The organism is Parapedomonas caeni (assembly GCF_041060555.1).
Taxonomy (GTDB): Bacteria; Pseudomonadota; Alphaproteobacteria; order Sphingomonadales; family Sphingomonadaceae; genus CAUJIW01.
The window spans coordinates 204,273-220,821 of the sequence record NZ_JBEUDS010000002.1; the positions used below are offsets into that span (position 1 = coordinate 204,273).

The window sequence follows — 16,549 nt, forward strand, 5'->3', positions numbered from 1 at the left end:
AACTCCCTTAACGTGGAATGAGCGGCACGGGCCGTAAGGCCCGCCAGCGGCGATCGGGCGCAGCCGGTTCAGCGTTGCGGCGCCAGCCGCAGGCCGGGCTCCGGCCAGCGCACCCGGGCGAGTTTGCCGGTGGTGGACAGGCAGACCCAGGCATCGCGCATGTCCGTCCCGCCGAAGCAGATGTTGGTGGTCAGCAGGTCGGGGAAGGGGTGCCAGGTGATGGCGCCGGTCGCCGGGTCGACGCTAGCGATGCCCGGCCGCTCCACCAGCGTGCCGACGCAGATATTGCCGCTGGCGGTGACAGCCAGCGAATCGAGCAGGGTATGGCCGGGGAAGGAGGCGACCACCCGGCCCGGCACCAGCCCCGGCGGCGCCAGCTCGCCCGGCGCCACCACATCGAAGGCCAGCAGGTTGCGCTCGTGGGTCTGGGCGACATAGAGGGTGCGGCCGTCCGGCGACAGGCCGATGCCGTTGGGGCCGCCCAGCGGGTAGAGCGCGGCGCGGATCAGGCTGCCATCGGCCCGGGCGTAGTAGATGCCGCCATGGTCGGTGCCGGTGGCGCGGACCTTGCCGAGGTCGGTGAACCAGAAGCCGCCCTGGGCGTCGAACACGATGTCGTTGGGGCCCGACAGCGGCCGGCCGTCGACATGATCGTACAGCCGCTCGACGGCGCCGGTGTCGAGGTCGATGCGCTCGATGCGGCCGACCTCGTAGTCGGCGGCGACACCGGCGGGCACCATCAGGCCGCCATGGTCGGGCCACTCGAAGCCGCCGTTGTTGCAGACATAGAGCTTGCCGTCGGGCCCCAGCGCGGCGCCGTTGGGGCCGCCGCCCGGCGTCGCCACCACCCGCCGGCGGCCATCGGGCCACAGTCGGGTGATCCGGCCGGTCTTGATCTCGACGACGACGACGCTGCCGTCGGCCAGCCATACCGGCCCTTCGGGGAAGCCCAGCCCCTCGGCGACGATCTCCATGCCGGCGGCCAGCGCCGGCTCGTCGGACCTGTTCTCCATGTCCATCGATCTCATCCCCCGCTATGGTTGCCCCGTGATGGCTGCCGGCCAGCGTGCCGCGCCGGCCCCGCGCCGGCAATGGGCGCCGGCGGGGGGGGATGACACGGGGCGTCATTTTCCGCTTTCCTACAAGCCTGTCCGTGGGGTAGATGTTCGTCTTATGTTCTTTTGGCTGATTCTCGCGGCGGGTGCCGCACTGGTTGTAGGATCGGGCGCCGGCTGGCTGCTGTGGGGCCGGGCGCTGGCGCAGACGCGCGCCGAGCGGGACGCCCGCGCCGCCGAGGCACAGGCTGAACACGAGCGCTTCGTACGGGCCATCGGCGATCTGCGGGCCGAGCAGGAAAAGGCCGCCCGGGTGGACGCGCTGGACGCGGCGCTGGCGGCGGAACGGGGCGAGCGGATGGCGGCGCAGACCAGGCTTGCCGCCCTGGAGGCGCAGCTGGCGGAGCGCGAGCGGGCGCTGACGGAACAGAAGGCGCAGTTGCTGCAGGATTTCGAGGCGCTGGCCAACAGCGCGCTGCAACAGAGCCAGCAGCAGTTCCTGACGCTGGCCGACCAGACGCTGGCGCGCCACCGGGCCGGATCGGCGGAGGAGCTTGCCAGGAACAAGGCCGAGCTGGAATCGCTGCTGGGGCCGGTGCGCGAGACGCTGGGGCGCTATGAGACCAATCTCGCCGAAATCGAGAAGGCGCGCGCCGAGGCCTATGGCGGCCTTTCCGGCCAGCTCCAGTCGATGCTCGCCGACCAGGCGCAGCTGCGGGCGGAGACGGTGCGGCTGGTGCACGCGCTGAAGTCGGCGCCCAAGGCGCGCGGTCGCTGGGGCGAACAACAGCTGAAGAATGTGCTGGAGATGGCCGGCCTTGCCGCCTACGTCGATTTCCAGACCGAAGTGCATGTCGGCACCGACGATGGCGCGCTGCGGCCCGATGTGCTGATCCGCCTGCCCGGCGGCCGCTCGCTGGTGGTGGACGCCAAGACCTCGCTGACGGCGTTCCTGGAAGCCATGGACGCGCCCGACGAGGCCAGCCGCGCCACCCATCTGGCGGCGCATGCCCGCGCGCTGAAGGTCCACGCCGACCAGCTAGGCGCCAAGCGCTACTGGGACCAGTTCAAGGACACCGCCGACTTCGTGGTGATGTTCGTGCCTGGCGAGCATTTCGTCACCGCCGCGCTGGAGGCCGACCCCGGCTTGTGGGAATATGCCTTCGGCAAGCGGGTGCTGATCGCCACGCCGACCAACCTGATCGCCATCGCCCGCACCGTCAGCCATGTCTGGCGGCAGGAGAAGCTGGCGGTGCAGGCGCGCGAGATCGGCGGCCTGGGCAAGGAACTCTACAAGCGCATGGCCGGCATGGGGGATGCCATCACGGCGCTGGGCAAGAGCCTGTCGCAGACGGTCAACCGCTACAACGGCTTCGTCGCCTCGCTGGAGGCGCGGGTGATGCCCCAGGCGCGCAAGTTCGCCGAACTGCAACTGGAGGATGGCGCCGCCGAGCCGCTGCCGGCCATCGACAAGGTGGAGCCGGCGGTGCGGTTGCCGGACCCCGGCCGCGATCTGCGGCTGACGGCGCCGGCCGTGCCGGATGCGGCGGAATAGACGCCGGGTGTGTCGGGCGTTCCGACCGTGGCCGGCCCGATGGCGCGGACTTGACGCCGGGCGCGGTTGCAGCGACGGTCGCCTGACGATGAGGACCGACGATCGCGCGCGACGATGACCATGGCAATGACCCGCTGGCTGCTGGGCGAGGCTGACAGTCTCGACCTGCCGGACCCGATGGAGGGGCCGCCGGCGGCCCATGCCTCGCGCCAGCTGGGGGTGTCGGCGGCGCTGGCCATTGTCATGGGCATGGCCTCGGCGGCGCTGATCGGCTGGGGCACCGGCCTGTGGGAAGTGACCATCCTTTATGCCGGCCTGATCGTCGGTGCCGTCGCGGTGGCCTATGCCTGGTCCACCGGCCAGCAGCGGCGCGGCGGTGGCGCGGTCAGCCGGGCGCTGGTGCGTGCCGCGATCGATGCGCGCGACGAGGCCATTGCCGTTACCGATGCCGCCGGCAACCTGGTGTGTGCCAACGAGGCCTATGGCGAGCGCTGCGGCGGCTATCCCTCGCCCTTCCATCTTGACGGCGGCGCCGGCGAGGAAGGCTCGCCGCTTGTCGCCGCCGGCGAGCTGGCCCGCAGTGCCGGTGTCGGCGAGACGGTGATCTACCGCGGCGGCGAGGGCAGGCCGGTGGCCTTGCGGGTGGTCTGCAGACCGGCGGGCGATCCGGGCGAGCATCTGATCTGGCAGGTGTCGCCGGCGGACATGGAATCGACGTTGTCGGCGACGGTGACCGCGGTCGCCGGTCATGTCGGCGCCTGGCTGGCCGGTGCCGGTGTCGGCGCCATCGTGACGGACGCCAGCGGCCGCGTCCTGGCCGTCAACGCCACCACCGCCGCGTGGCGACAGCTGTCGATGGATCAGATGCCAGGCAGCGACATCGCCGCCATGGTGGCCGTTTCCGAGGATCGTCAGGTCTATTTCAACGCCGTCGACGGCGCGCGCATGCCGGTGCGGCTGGTGGAGCTGCCGATCGTTCCGGCGGGCGAGGTGGAGGCGGAGGGTTATCTGTTCGCGCTGATTGCCGGCGCCGAGCGAACGGTGGCCGATGCCACCCAGACCACCCGGGCGATCGATGCGCTGCTGGACAGCCTGCCGCTGGGTCTGGCGACCGTCGACCACAACAGCCGTTTCCTGCACATGGCGCCGGGCTTCTGCGCGGCGGCGGGGGTGGCGACCCCCGGCGATCTGCTCTACCCCAGCGAACTGGTGCACGAGGAAGACGCGACGATGGTCGCCGACGTGGTGCGCCGGGTGGCACTGGGGCACCTGAAGTCGCGCGACCTCCAGGTGCGGCTGCGCGGCCGGCCGGAGGATTCCATCCGCATGTCGGTGCTGCATGTCACCGGCCTGCACGAGGCGGCCGCCGTGCTGGCGCTGTGGGATGACGCCGAGCAGCGCAAGCTGCAGCAGCAGATCACCCAGGCCACCAAGATGCAGGCGGTGGGCCAGCTTGCCGGCGGCGTGGCGCACGACTTCAACAACATCCTCACCGCCATCATCGGCTATTGCGACCTGATGCTGCTGCGCCACGCGCCCGGCGACGCCGACTTCGGCGACCTCAACCAGATTCGCCAGAACGCCAACCGCGCCGCCAACCTGGTGCGCCAGCTGCTGGCCTTCTCGCGCCAGCAGACGCTGCGGCCGCAGGTGTTGCAGGTGACCGACGTGCTGGCCGAGCTGTCCAATCTGCTCAAGCGGCTGATCGGCGAGACCATCAGCCTCAGGATCAACCACGGCCGCAACCTGGGGCCGGTGCGGGTCGATCCCGGCCAGCTGGAGCAGGTGATCGTCAACCTCGTGGTCAACGCACGCGATGCCATGAACGGCGTCGGGGAACTGACCATCCGCACCTCCCAGGTGGGACCGGAGGAGGTCCGCCGGCTTGGCCACGAGATCATGCCGCCGGCCGACTATGTGGTGATCGCGGTCAGCGATACCGGCTGCGGCATTCCGCCGGAGAACCTGTCAAAAATCTTCGAGCCGTTCTTCACCACCAAAGAGGTCGGCAAGGGCACCGGGCTCGGGCTGTCGACCGTCTATGGCATCGTGAAGCAGACCGGCGGTTTCATCTTCGCCGAATCCGAGCTGGGCCGCGGCACCACCTTCATTCTCTATCTGCCGGTCCACGCGGCGGCGGAAACGCCCCAGCCGGCGGCGGCATCCGATCAGCCGCCAGGTGCGGCGGCGGCCGAGCCGGTGCCCGACCTGTGGGGCCGGGGCACGGTGCTGCTGGTGGAAGACGAGGCAATGGTGCGCGCGGTCGCCAAGCGGGCGCTGGAACGCAAGGGCTACGAGGTGCTGACCGCCACCAACGGCGAGGAAGCACTGGAGCTGCTGGAGGCGCGGGCCGAGCCGGTCGACCTGCTGATCTCCGACGTCGTGATGCCGACGATGGACGGCCCGACGCTGGTCGGCCATGCCCGCCAGCGCTACCCCGATCTGCGGATCATCTTCATTTCCGGCTACGCCGAGGAACAGCTGCGCCGCTCGATCGACGTGCCGGATGTCGCCTTCCTGCCCAAGCCCTTCTCGGTCCAGCAACTGGCGGAGGCGGTGCGCGAGGCGCTGGCGCGCGTACCGGCGGCGGCCGACACGGACGCCGGTTGATTCGGGCCGGATCAAATCCGGAACAAACCGTAAATTTTAAACGAAAATCAACCAGTTAACGATGCCGCTTGCGTGTGAGAACAAATGGCGTACAAAGACCGCATTGCGTTCAGTGCCGCTAAACTCTATGCGAGAGGACAAGACGATGGCAGCAGGGCTCCGGGTGGTCGAGAAGGACGATATGGACAAGTCGAAGGCGTTGGAAGCGGCATTGGCGCAGATCGATCGCGCGTTCGGCAAGGGCTCGGTGATGAAGCTCGGCCAGCGCTCGACGGGGATCGAGATCGAGGCGGTGTCGACCGGGTCGCTGGGCCTCGACATGGCGCTGGGCATCGGCGGCCTGCCGCGCGGCCGCATCATCGAGATCTATGGTCCGGAGTCCTCGGGCAAGACGACGCTGGCGCTGCACGCCATCGCGGAAGCCCAGAAGGCGGGTGGAACGGCGGCGTTCATCGACGCTGAACATGCCCTCGACCCGATTTATGCCCGCAAACTTGGCGTCAATATCGACGAGCTGCTGATCTCGCAGCCGGATACCGGCGAGCAGGCGCTGGAGATCGCCGACACGCTGGTCCGCTCCGGCGCCATCGACGTGCTGGTCATCGACTCGGTGGCGGCGCTGACGCCGCGGGCGGAGCTGGAGGGCGAGATGGGCGACAGCCATGTCGGCCTGCAGGCCCGCCTGATGAGCCAGGCGCTGCGCAAGCTGACCGGCTCCATCTCGAAGTCGCGGGCAATGGTGATCTTCATCAACCAGGTGCGCATGAAGATCGGCGTGATGTACGGCAACCCGGAGACGACCACGGGTGGCAACGCGCTGAAATTCTATGCGTCGATCCGCCTCGACATCCGCCGCACCGGCCAGATCAAGGACCGGGAGGACATCGTCGGCAACACCACCCGGGTCAAGGTGGTGAAGAACAAGCTGGCGCCCCCGTTCAAGCAGGTGGAGTTCGACATCATGTACGGCGCCGGCATCTCCAAGACCGGCGAGATCCTCGATCTCGGCGTCAAGGCCGGGGTGGTGGAGAAGTCGGGCGCCTGGTTCTCCTACGACAGCCAGCGCATCGGCCAGGGTCGCGAGAACGCCAAGAAGTTCCTGACCGAGAATCCCGACATGGCCAACCAGATCGAGGCCGCCATCCGTCGCAACGCCGGCCTGGTGTCGGAAGCGTTGATGGCCTCGCCGGAAGAAGACGACGACATCTGAGGGTGACGTCGGGGCGGCGGGAGACGCCGCGCGAAAGGGGTCGGCATGTTCAGTTACGTGACGCTCGGCGCCGATGACATGGCGCGCGCCATCGCCTTCTATGACGCGGTGCTCGCGCCCCTGGGGCACACGCGCTTCCACACCGACGACCAGTTCGCCGGCTGGGGCGTCTATGACGGCGGCCTGAAGCCGACCCTGTGGGTGTGCCGGCCCTTCGATGGCCAACCGGCGGGTGCGGGCAACGGCACCATGGTGTCGCTGCTGGCGCCGGACCGGCCGACGGTGGACGCCTTCCACGCCGCCGCGCTGGCCCATGGCGGCACCTGCGAGGGCGCGCCGGGCCTGCGACCCCATTACGGACCCTCCTTCTATGCCGGATATGTCCGTGATCCCGACGGCAACAAGCTGAACGCGGTCTGCTACGCGGACGCCTGAGGGCGGGCCGCGGAAGGCGGTGCCTGAGTGGTTCGGGAGCCTGAGTGGTTCGGGAGCCTGAGTGGTCTGGGGCCTGAGTGGTCTGGGGCCTGAGGTCGGGGGGCTGGGGTCGGGTGTACGCCATGGCGACGGTCGACTTCGCGCGGGGGGGCGGTGAACTCGTCTCCGACCGGCTCACACAGGACCAAGCGGTCGTCTTCGCGCGCGGGGGGACGGCAACTCCGTACGCGGCGGATTTGCGGACGGGCGCCCCGCATCCTTGCTTCCATCTCGACCGCTGACACTATATGTCGTCAGGCATGCAAGAGTCCCTGTCCCGGAGGGTTGTTCGGCAAGAACGGCGCCGGCTGGCGGGGGAAGCAACAGGTGAGGACCATCTTGGCCAGTTCTAACGAAATTCGTTCGTCGTTTCTGGAGTTTTTTCGGCGCGAGGGCCACGAGATCGTGGATTCCAGTCCGCTGGTGCCACGCAATGACCCGACGCTGATGTTCACCAACGCCGGCATGGTGCAGTTCAAGAACGTGTTCACCGGTCTGGAGAGCCGCCCCTACCGCACGGCGACGACGGCGCAGAAGTGCGTGCGGGCCGGCGGCAAGCACAACGATCTCGACAATGTCGGCTACACCGCCCGCCACCACACCTTCTTCGAGATGCTGGGCAATTTCTCGTTCGGCGACTATTTCAAGGAGCGCGCCATCGATCTCGCCTGGCGGCTGATCACCCAGGAATGGGGCGTCGACAAGAAGCGGCTGCTGGTCACCGTCTACCACGACGATGACGAGGCCTACGGGCTGTGGAAGAAGATCGCCGGCCTGCCCGATGATCGCATCGTCCGCATCGCCACCAAGGACAATTTCTGGGCCATGGGCGACACCGGCCCGTGCGGACCGTGCTCCGAGATCTTCTACGACCATGGCGCGCACATCCCCGGTGGCCCGCCGGGCTCGCCGGACGAGGATGGCGACCGCTGGGTCGAGATCTGGAACCTGGTGTTCATGCAGTATGAGCAGGTCGACGCCGACACCCGGGTCAGCCTGCCGCGCCCGTCGATCGACACCGGCATGGGGCTGGAGCGCGTCGCCGCCCTGCTGCAGGGCAAGCACGACAATTACGACACCGACACCTTCCGGGCGCTCATTCAGGCCTCGGCGGACGCCACCCGCACCGACCCGGACGGCGCCCACCGGGTGTCGCACCGGGTGATCGCCGACCATCTGCGGGCATCGAGCTTCCTGATCGCCGACGGCGTGCTGCCGGCCAACGACGGCCGCGGCTACGTGCTGCGCCGGATCATGCGCCGCGCCATGCGCCATGCCCATCTCTCGGGCGCCGCCGAGCCGCTGATGCACAGGCTGGTGGGGGCGCTGGTGCAGCAGATGGGCGCGGCCTACCCGGAGCTGGTGCGCGCCGAGGCGCTCATCCGCGAGACGCTGAAGCTGGAGGAGACGCGGTTCCGCCAGACCCTGGTCAACGGTCTGCGGCTGCTCGACGAGGCGGTGGCCGGCCTGCCGGCGGACGCGGCCCTGCCGGGCGATGTCGCCTTCAAGCTCTATGACACCTACGGCTTCCCCTACGACCTCACCGAGGACGCGCTGCGCGCCCAGAGCCGCGCGGTCGACCGCGCCGGCTTCGACGCCGCCATGGCCGAGCAGAAGGCCAAGGCGCGTGCCGCCTGGACCGGCTCGGGCGAGAAGGCGACCGAGACGCTGTGGTTCGACCTCGCCCAGGAACTGGGCGCCACCGAGTTCGTCGGCTATTCCACCGAGGCCGCCCAGGGCCAGGTGCTGGCGATCGTGCGCGATGGCGAACGGGTGGACTCGGCGCGCAGCGGCGAGACCGTGCGCATCGTCACCAACCAGACGCCTTTCTATGGCGAATCCGGCGGCCAGGTCGGCGACGCCGGCACCGCGCTGGGCGCGGACGGGCTGAAGATCGCCATCAGCGACACCCAGAAGCCGCTCGGGCTGCTGCATGTCCATGTTGGCGAGGTGGTGTCCGGCACGCTCAGGGTCGGTGATCAGCTGGAGCTGCTGGTGGACCATGACCGCCGGACGCGGGTGCGCGCCAACCACTCGGCGACCCATCTGCTGCACGAGGCGCTGCGGCGCCGGCTGGGCGACCATGTCACCCAGAAGGGCTCGCTGGTGTCGGCCGAGCGGCTGCGCTTCGACATCGCCCACAACAAGGCGCTGGCGGCCGACGAAATCGCCGCGGTCGAGGCGGATGTGAATGCCCGCATCCGTGCCAACGACGCGGTGGTGACGCGGCTGATGACGCCGGAGGAGGCGAGCGAAGCCGGCGCCATGGCCCTGTTCGGAGAGAAGTACGGCGACGAGGTGCGCGTGCTGTTCATGGGCGCGGACGCGGACGGCCGCGGCGGACACTATTCCATCGAGCTGTGCGGCGGCACCCACGTCAGCCGCACCGGCGACATCAGCCTGCTGACCATTGTCGGGGAAAGCGCGGTTTCGGCCGGCGTGCGGCGTATCGAGGCGCTCACCGGGGAGGCGGCGCGCCTGCATCTGGTGGAGCAGGAAGCCCGCGCCCGGGCGGTGGCGGCGACGCTGAAGACCAGCCCGGCGGATATCGTCGATCGCGTTGCCACCCTGGTCGAGGAGCGCCGCAAGCTGGAGCGTGAGCTGGCCGAAGCCAAGCGCCAGCTGGCGCTGGGGGGCGGCGGCAGTGCCACGGGCGGCCCGGCGGCCGAGACGGTGGCGGGCGTCGCCTTCATCGGCCAGGTGCTCGACGGCATTCCGGCGAAGGAGTTGCGCGGCATGGTCGACGCCGCCAAGGGCAAGCTCGGCTCGGGCGTCGCCGTGATGGTGACCACCGAGGGCGGCAAGGCCTCGGTGGCGGTCGGCGTGACCGACGACCTGACGGCGCGGTTCTCCGCCGTCGACCTGGTGAAGGCGGCGGTGAGCGCCCTGGGTGGTCAGGGTGGCGGTGGCCGGCCGGACATGGCGCAGGGCGGTGGCCCCGACGCGACGGCGGCCGAGGCGGCTGTCGCGGCGGTGCGGACGGCGCTGGCGGTCTGATGCCGGTCCGCACGCTCGACGGGAGTGATCCCATCGCGTGACCGACGCCATCCGCCAGATCCGACGCAGGGTCTTCGAGATCCTGGAAGTCAGCCGCCACGGTGATCCGTGGTCCCGGGTTGTCGACTGGTGCATCATCGCGCTGATCGTCTCCAGCGCGGTGGTCATCGTCGCCAGCACGGTCCCGGCCCAGGCCGCGCGGTTCGGCACGGTGTTCACCGGCATCGAGCGCGCCACGCTGGTCGTGTTCGCCCTGGAGTATGCCCTGCGGCTGTGGGTCTCGGTGGAGCGGCTGGAGGCGCGCGGGCAGACCCCGCTGCGGGCGCGGCTGGCCTACATGGTGACGCCGTTCGCGCTGATCGATCTGGCCGCGGTCGTGCCGGCGCTCGTGGAGTGGGCGACGGGTGGCGGGCTTGAATTCCTGCTGCTGCTGCGTCTGCTGCGCCTGTTCAAGCTGGCCCGCTATTCCACGGCGCTGGATTCGCTGATCCGGGTGTTGCGCAGCGAACTGAAGGCGCTGGCGGCGGCCGGCTTCGTCATGGTCATCATGGTGTTCATGGCGGCGACGGTGATGTACGTGATCGAGCGACACGCGCAGCCGGCGGCGTTCGGATCGATTCCGGCGGCGATGTGGTGGTCGGTGGTGACACTGGCGACGCTGGGCTATGGCGATGTGGTGCCGGTGACGCTGCTGGGCAAGCTGGTGGCCGGTCTCGTCATCATGGGCGGGCTCGCCTTCTTCGCCATTCCGATCGGCATCATCGCCTCGGGCTTCACCAACGAGATGCACCGCCAGGATTTCCTGGTGCGCTGGGAAATGGTCGCCCGCGTGCCGCTGTTTCGCAATCTCGATGCCCGCACCATCGGTGAGATCAGCCATCTGCTGCGCACCCGCCGGGTGCGGCGCGGCGAAGCGATCTGCCGGGTCGGTACGCCGAGCGAGGGCCTGTTCTTCCTGGTCGACGGGCGCGCCCGCGCCCGCCGCCGCCGCAAGACGTGGTGGCTGGGGGCGGGGGATTTCTTCGGGGAACTGGCGCTGCTGCACGACGCGCCCCATGAAATCTCGGTGGTTGCCGATACGCCGTGCCGGCTGCTGATCCTCGACCCGCTGTCGTTCGAGGATATCTTGAGCGACCATCCTGAAGTGCGTCAGGTGCTGCAGGAAGTGCTCACCGAGCGGCTCGGCGATCTCAGCGAACCGGCCGAGGTGGCGCATCGGCTGGTGACGGACGCGCTGACCCGCTGGGGTCATCTCGATCCGCCCGAGCGCGATTAAGCCCCGGCGAGGTTCGGAACGAACCGCGCCGCCTGGAAAACGCACGGGCGTCCGCCGGTGGCGGACGCCAGGCCCTGCGCGCCGTGACGGGTGGCGTCAGCGCCGCCCTTCCAGATAGTCGTTCAGCACTTCGTGGTAGCGGCGGATGCGGGCTTCCTGACCGCTGAGCAGCGAGTCGGTGTAGCCGCGCGAGCGCAGCCCCTGCTGCTGGCCGGGGATGACGCTGAGATCCTGGTCGGCGACGAAACCCAGCGACTGGTCGCCATGCCGGAATACCTCGTGCGCCGCCGGCGCCACCGGGCGCGGACCGACCGGCGTTTCCACCGTCGTCTGGCCCTCCACCACCGGCACGAAGAACCAGTGGTCGAAGATGCACTTTTCCGGGTCGGTGGGGTGCGGCTGCGGCCGCAGCACCTGGAAGCCGTCGGAACTCATGGTCAGCGAGGTGTTGGGGAACAGGGTGTAATGGTAGTAATCGGTGAGCTGCTCGTCGCTGAGATCGACGTAATGCAGGTAGCCGCGCGATGGCCCGAGCTTGCGCTTCTGCTGCTGCAATGCCTCGCGCGCTTCACGCGCCCGGCCCTCGAACCGGGCGGGGTCGAGATCCCAGTAGGCCAGCATGTCGGTGAGCGGCGCCTGCGGGATGTCGCAGTTGCGCGAGCTGTAGGCGGGCTGGCCGCCGGGCATCAGCATCCGGTTGTGGCCGTTGGCGTACATGTCGAACTGGCACTGCTTGTAGCTGTCCTCGATGAAGGTGTTCAGCTCCGGATGGATGGTCGGCAGATGGTAGGATTCGTTGAAATTGTCGTGGATGATCTTCCAGTTGCAGTCGGCTTCCGCCGTCAGCCAGAGGACGCGCACCATCTTGTCCATGTTGTAGGGCAGCAGCTGGTCATAGACCGGGTCGAGCGCCTCGGCCAGCGGCGGGGCGTTTTCATCCATGTTGTACCAGACGAAGCCGCCCCAGGTCTCGCAGCGGATTTCCTTCAGCTTGTTCTTGCCGCAGGGGTTGCTGCCGGGGAAATCCTCGGGGTTCTGCACGCCGCGCAGCACGCCCTCGTTGTCGAAGGCCCAGCCGTGGTAGGTGCAGCGGAAATAGGGGGTGTTGCCGCGCTCGGTCTGCACCAGCCGGTTGCCGCGATGGATGCAGAAATTGTAGAAGGCGTGGATGGCGCCATCGCGGGCGCGGCTGATCAGGATCGACTCGCGCCCCAGCTTGCAGGTGATGAAGTCGCCGGGGTTGGGCAGTTCCGACACCAGGCCGCCGATGTGCCAGGTGCGGGTCCACATCCGCTCCCACTCCTTCTCCATGAACTCGCGCGACCAGTAGCGGTCGCCGCTGAGCGGATCGCCGCGAAGTTCGATCTCCGGCGCCTTGTCGCGCGGGGTGCCCATGATCTTCAACGCCTGTGCCGTCATGCCGATGCCTCCGTCCGTCCCCATGCCACGTGATCGATCGTCCTGCCGACAGCCGCCTGTCGCGCCATTGTGCGATTCTACATTGCACGATCGTTCAAATAAACTCTGCGGTACCGGGGTGCGGCCGTCAAGTTGGGGGCGGTCGAGCCTATCAAGCTTGAGAGGGTGTCGCCGGAAATCGGTGGATTGCCGACAGCGGCGGACGGTATGGCGGGGGCTGGTAAAAGTGGGCGTTAAACGACCGTGCAATCCGGTGCCATAATGGCGCGATCCAGCGGTGCCGGCGTGCGCGCCGGTACCGACCGGACCCGGGCCTGATGTCCGCCGTCGTTGCGGCGGCCCCCTCGGCGGGCGTGCTGACGATCGCTCCCCATGACATGGCTTCGGCACAGGCCCGAAGCCAGCGCTCGCCGAGGGGTTTCTCCGTGCCGGGACCGGCGGGGGTGCTCAGGGGCGCACCAGCAGCTTGCCGCTGTGGCTGCCGGTGAACAGCCGCAGGAAGGTGGCTACCGTGTTGTCGAGGCCGTCGACCACTTCCTCGGTCGAGATCAGCGCGCCTTGCGCGACCCATTGGCCAAGATCGCGCCGGGCGGCGGGCAGTGCGTCCTCATGGTCGTAGGTGAGGAAGCCGCGCATGTTCAGGCGCTTCACCACCAGTTGCCAGAGGTTCTTCACCCCATAGGGCTCGGCGGCATTGTAGTCGGCGATCATGCCGCAGGTGGCGATGCGGCCGCCGATATTCATGTGCCCCAGGATGGTGTCCAGCGTCGCACCGCCGACATTGTCGAAATAGACGTCGATGCCCGCCGGGCAGTGGGCCTTCAGCGCGTCGTCCAGCGGGGTGGGGTCATGGCGGTCGATGGCGGCGCCAACGCCCAGCGTCTCCACCAGCCAGCGGCATTTGTCGGCGCCGCCGGCGATGCCGACCACCCGGCAACCGCGCAGGCGGCCGATCTGCACCGCGATCGAGCCCACGGCGCCGGCGGCCGCGCTCACCACCACCGTCTCGCCGGCGCGCACCGGCGCGATGACGTGCAGGCCGACATGCGCGGTCAGCCCGGTCGGCCCCAGCGCGCTGAGGTAACGCGACAGCGGCACGTCGGGCGCGGGGTCGAGCTTGCTGACGATCGGCGACGGGGTGAGGCGGGAGTAGTCCTCCCAGCCGCCGAAGCCGGTGACGATGTCGCCGGGCGCGTAACCGGGCACCCGCGACTCGACCACCGTGCCGATGACGATGGCGTTGATCAGCGCGCCGAGCTGGATCGGCGGGAAATAGCTTTCCTTGTCATCCAGCCAGCCGCGGATCGCCGGGTCCACCGACAACAGCCGGTTGCGCACCAGAATCTCGCCGTCGCCGGCCGTCGGCACCGCCTCCTCGACCTGCCGGAAGTCGTCGGGCACCGGCACGCCGCAGGGGCGACGGGCGAGCAGGATACGGCGGTTGCGGGCGGGTGTGTCGGCGGGCGTGTCGGCGGGCGTCTGGGCAGGCATGGGTTGAGGTGCTCCGGCTGCCGGGGGGAGGCGCGCCATCCGGCACCGTTCAGGCCTTCCCCGGCACAGTTGTTGTTTGTACGGTTGACCAAACTTGCGGGATGGTCCCGCGCGGTGCAACAGGCGCTTGTCATAGGACGGTGCCGGAGACGGAAGGCGGGCGGCACGTGGCGGACGCGGATGCGGACATGCGGCAGACGGTGAAACCGCGACGGCGGCCGTCGCGTGGCGCCCGCGCGATGGGGGCGGGCGACGAGCGGACCACCAAGGAGCGCATTCTCGACGCGGCCGAGGCGCTGTTCTCGCTGCGTGGCTATCATGGCGTCGGGCTGCGCGAGATCACCGGTCATGCCGGCGTCGAACTGGGGCTGGTCAATTACCACTTCGGCGCCAAGGAGGAGCTGTTCCGCCAGGTGGTGGGCCGGCGGGCGGAAAGCCATTGCGACGCACTGATGGGTTCGCTGGCGGAGGCGACACGCGCGGCCGGCGACCGGCCGCCGGGCGTGGAGGCGATCATCGCCGCCTTCTGCCATCCGATCTTCGAGCGCACCCAGTTCGGCGGGCAGGGCTGGAAGAACTATATCCGGTTGCTGGGCCAGGTGGCGGATTCGCCCGAACGCGGCCCCTACATGCAACCGTTCAACGAACGCTATGATCCGGTGGTGACGGCCTACATCGCGGCGCTGCAGCGGGCGCTGCCGGCGGCCTCGCCGGAGAATCTCTACAGCTCCTTCTATTTCCTGCAGGGCAGCATCGTTTATCTGGTGGCCGAGACCGGCGCCATCGACGCGCTGTCGGCGGGCATGGTGCGCTCGGGCGACTTCCGGGCGCTGGAGGCCCGTCTGGTGCCGTTTTTCGCCGCCGGCTTCTATCGCCTCGCCGGCTGCTGAAGGGCGCGCGTTCGCGGCACGATCTCGGCTCTCGACGCCGGTCGGCGGGTACGGCTAGTCTGGTGCCTTCCCTGCTGCTGGAGCCTCCGTATGAGCGACATCGTCTGTACCTCGCCGATCGATGGCCGGATCGTTGATCGCCGGCCCACCGCCTCGGGCGCCGACATCGAGCTGGCGCTGGCGGCGGCGCGGGCGGCCCAGGCCGGCTGGAAGCGGACGCCGATCGCCGAACGGGCCGAGTTATGCCTGAAGTTCCTCGATGCCATGGTGGCGATGAGCGACGACATCGTGCCGGAGCTGGCCTGGCAGATGGGCCGGCCGGTGCGCTATGGCGGCGAGTTCAAGGGCTTCGAGGAGCGTATCCGCTTCATGGCCCGCCATGCCGAGGAGTATCTCGAACCGGTGCGGCCGCCGGAGGAATGGCAGGGTTTCAAGCGCTACATCAAACGCGAGCCGCTGGGCGTGGTGTTCACCGTGGCGCCGTGGAACTACCCCTATCTGACAGCGGTCAACTCCATCGTGCCGGCGCTGCTGGCCGGTAACGCCGTGGTGCTCAAGCACGCCGCCCAGACCATCCTGGTCGGCGATCGCTTCCAGCAGGCCTTCGAGGCGGCCGGCGCGCCGGCCGGCCTGTTCCGCACGCTGGCATTGTCGCACGACGACACCACCCGCCTCATCGGTTCGGGCGAGGTCGATCTGGTCTGCTTCACCGGCTCGGTGGCCGGCGGACAGGTGATCGAGCGGGCGGCGGCCGGCACCTTCACGCCGGTCGGGCTGGAACTGGGCGGCAAGGACCCGGCCTACGTGCGGGCGGACGTGTCGCTGGAGCACGCCATCGAGAATCTGGTGGACGGCGCCTTCTACAACAGCGGCCAGTGCTGCTGCGGCATCGAACGCATCTATGTGCACGAGGATGTCTATGACGATTTCGTCGACGGCTTCGTGACGCTGACCAACGGCTATACGCTGGGCAACCCGCTGGAAGACGCGACGACGCTGGGGCCGATGGCCCAGGCCCGTATCGCCGATACGGTGCGGCGCCAGACCGAGGACGCGCTCAATCGCGGCGCCGAGGCGCTGATCGACGCCCGCCGGTTCGCGGCCGATGTCGGCACCGGCACCTATCTGGCCCCGCAGGTGCTGGTGGAGGTCGACCACTCGATGTCGGTGATGGTGGAGGAAAGCTTCGGCCCGGTGGTCGGCATCATGAAGGTGAGCGACGATGCCGAGGCGCTGCGGCTGATGAACGATTCTCCCTACGGCCTGACCGCCAGCGTCTGGACCCGTGATCTCGAAGCCGCCGAACGGCTGGGCGACCAGCTGGAAACCGGCACCGTGTTCATGAACCGCTGCGACTATCTCGACCCCGCACTGGCCTGGACCGGCGTCAAGGACACCGGCCGGGGCGCCACCTTGAGCCGGGTCGGCTTCGAGGCGCTGACGCGACCCAAGTCATTCCACCTGCGCACGTCGCTCTGACGGGCCGGGGCGCCATGCCGGTCGCCCGGTCTGGCCGCCGAGGCGCCTTCTGACGTCGGCCGTGCCGCCCGCCACGCCGCCAACGGTTGTTGC

At 69.0% G+C, this 16,549-nt stretch carries 11 protein-coding genes; 8 read left to right on the forward strand and 3 right to left on the reverse strand.

Annotated elements, in window-relative coordinates:
* Nucleotides 1–68: 68 nt before the first annotated feature.
* On the reverse strand, nt 69–1,013 hold the full coding sequence (locus ABU113_RS02635; RefSeq protein ID WP_454557920.1) for an SMP-30/gluconolactonase/LRE family protein: 945 nt from the start codon (nt 1,011–1,013) through the stop codon (nt 69–71).
* A 160-nt stretch (nt 1,014–1,173) separates the two neighbouring features.
* Between ABU113_RS02635 and rmuC the strand changes: the two genes are divergently transcribed.
* The 6 genes from rmuC (at nt 1,174) to ABU113_RS02665 (ending at nt 11,177) form a co-directional block, all read left to right on the forward strand.
* Nucleotides 1,174–2,610: a DNA recombination protein RmuC gene (gene rmuC, locus ABU113_RS02640; RefSeq protein WP_454557921.1), complete on the forward strand. Its 1,437-nt coding sequence runs from the start codon at nt 1,174–1,176 to the stop codon at nt 2,608–2,610.
* A gap of 114 nt (nt 2,611–2,724) precedes the next feature.
* Nucleotides 2,725–5,220 (forward strand): ATP-binding protein, encoded by a 2,496-nt coding sequence (locus ABU113_RS02645; protein ID WP_454557922.1) that lies wholly within the window; start codon nt 2,725–2,727, stop codon nt 5,218–5,220.
* Nucleotides 5,221–5,365: 145 nt separating this feature from the next.
* On the forward strand, nt 5,366–6,430 hold the full coding sequence (recA, locus tag ABU113_RS02650) for a recombinase RecA (protein WP_454557923.1): 1,065 nt from the start codon (nt 5,366–5,368) through the stop codon (nt 6,428–6,430).
* Nucleotides 6,431–6,475: 45 nt separating this feature from the next.
* Entirely contained in the window at nt 6,476–6,865 is a 390-nt protein-coding gene (locus ABU113_RS02655; protein ID WP_454557924.1) for a VOC family protein, read from the forward strand.
* 378 nt (nt 6,866–7,243) lie between these two features.
* Nucleotides 7,244–9,901, forward strand: a complete 2,658-nt coding sequence (gene alaS, locus ABU113_RS02660; protein ID WP_454557925.1) for an alanine--tRNA ligase — start codon at nt 7,244–7,246, stop codon at nt 9,899–9,901.
* A gap of 37 nt (nt 9,902–9,938) precedes the next feature.
* Nucleotides 9,939–11,177, forward strand: a complete 1,239-nt coding sequence (locus ABU113_RS02665; protein WP_454557926.1) for an ion transporter — start codon at nt 9,939–9,941, stop codon at nt 11,175–11,177.
* A gap of 96 nt (nt 11,178–11,273) precedes the next feature.
* On the opposite strand, the gene ABU113_RS02670 is transcribed toward ABU113_RS02665, so the two are convergent.
* Both ABU113_RS02670 and ABU113_RS02675 read right to left on the reverse strand, forming a co-directional pair.
* Entirely contained in the window at nt 11,274–12,620 is a 1,347-nt protein-coding gene (locus ABU113_RS02670) for an aromatic ring-hydroxylating oxygenase subunit alpha (RefSeq protein ID WP_454557927.1), read from the reverse strand.
* Between the two features lie 423 nt (nt 12,621–13,043).
* The gene (locus tag ABU113_RS02675; RefSeq protein WP_454557928.1) at nt 13,044–14,087 is read right to left on the reverse strand and encodes an NADP-dependent oxidoreductase; all 1,044 of its coding nucleotides are present in this window, start codon (nt 14,085–14,087) and stop codon (nt 13,044–13,046) included.
* A 167-nt stretch (nt 14,088–14,254) separates the two neighbouring features.
* Between ABU113_RS02675 and ABU113_RS02680 the strand changes: the two genes are divergently transcribed.
* The gene (locus ABU113_RS02680; RefSeq protein WP_454557929.1) at nt 14,255–14,977 is read left to right on the forward strand and encodes a TetR/AcrR family transcriptional regulator; all 723 of its coding nucleotides are present in this window, start codon (nt 14,255–14,257) and stop codon (nt 14,975–14,977) included.
* Nucleotides 14,978–15,067: 90 nt separating this feature from the next.
* Nucleotides 15,068–16,456, forward strand: coding sequence for an aldehyde dehydrogenase family protein (locus tag ABU113_RS02685; RefSeq protein WP_454557930.1), 1,389 nt, complete (start codon nt 15,068–15,070; stop codon nt 16,454–16,456).
* Nucleotides 16,457–16,549: the final 93 nt, after the last annotated feature.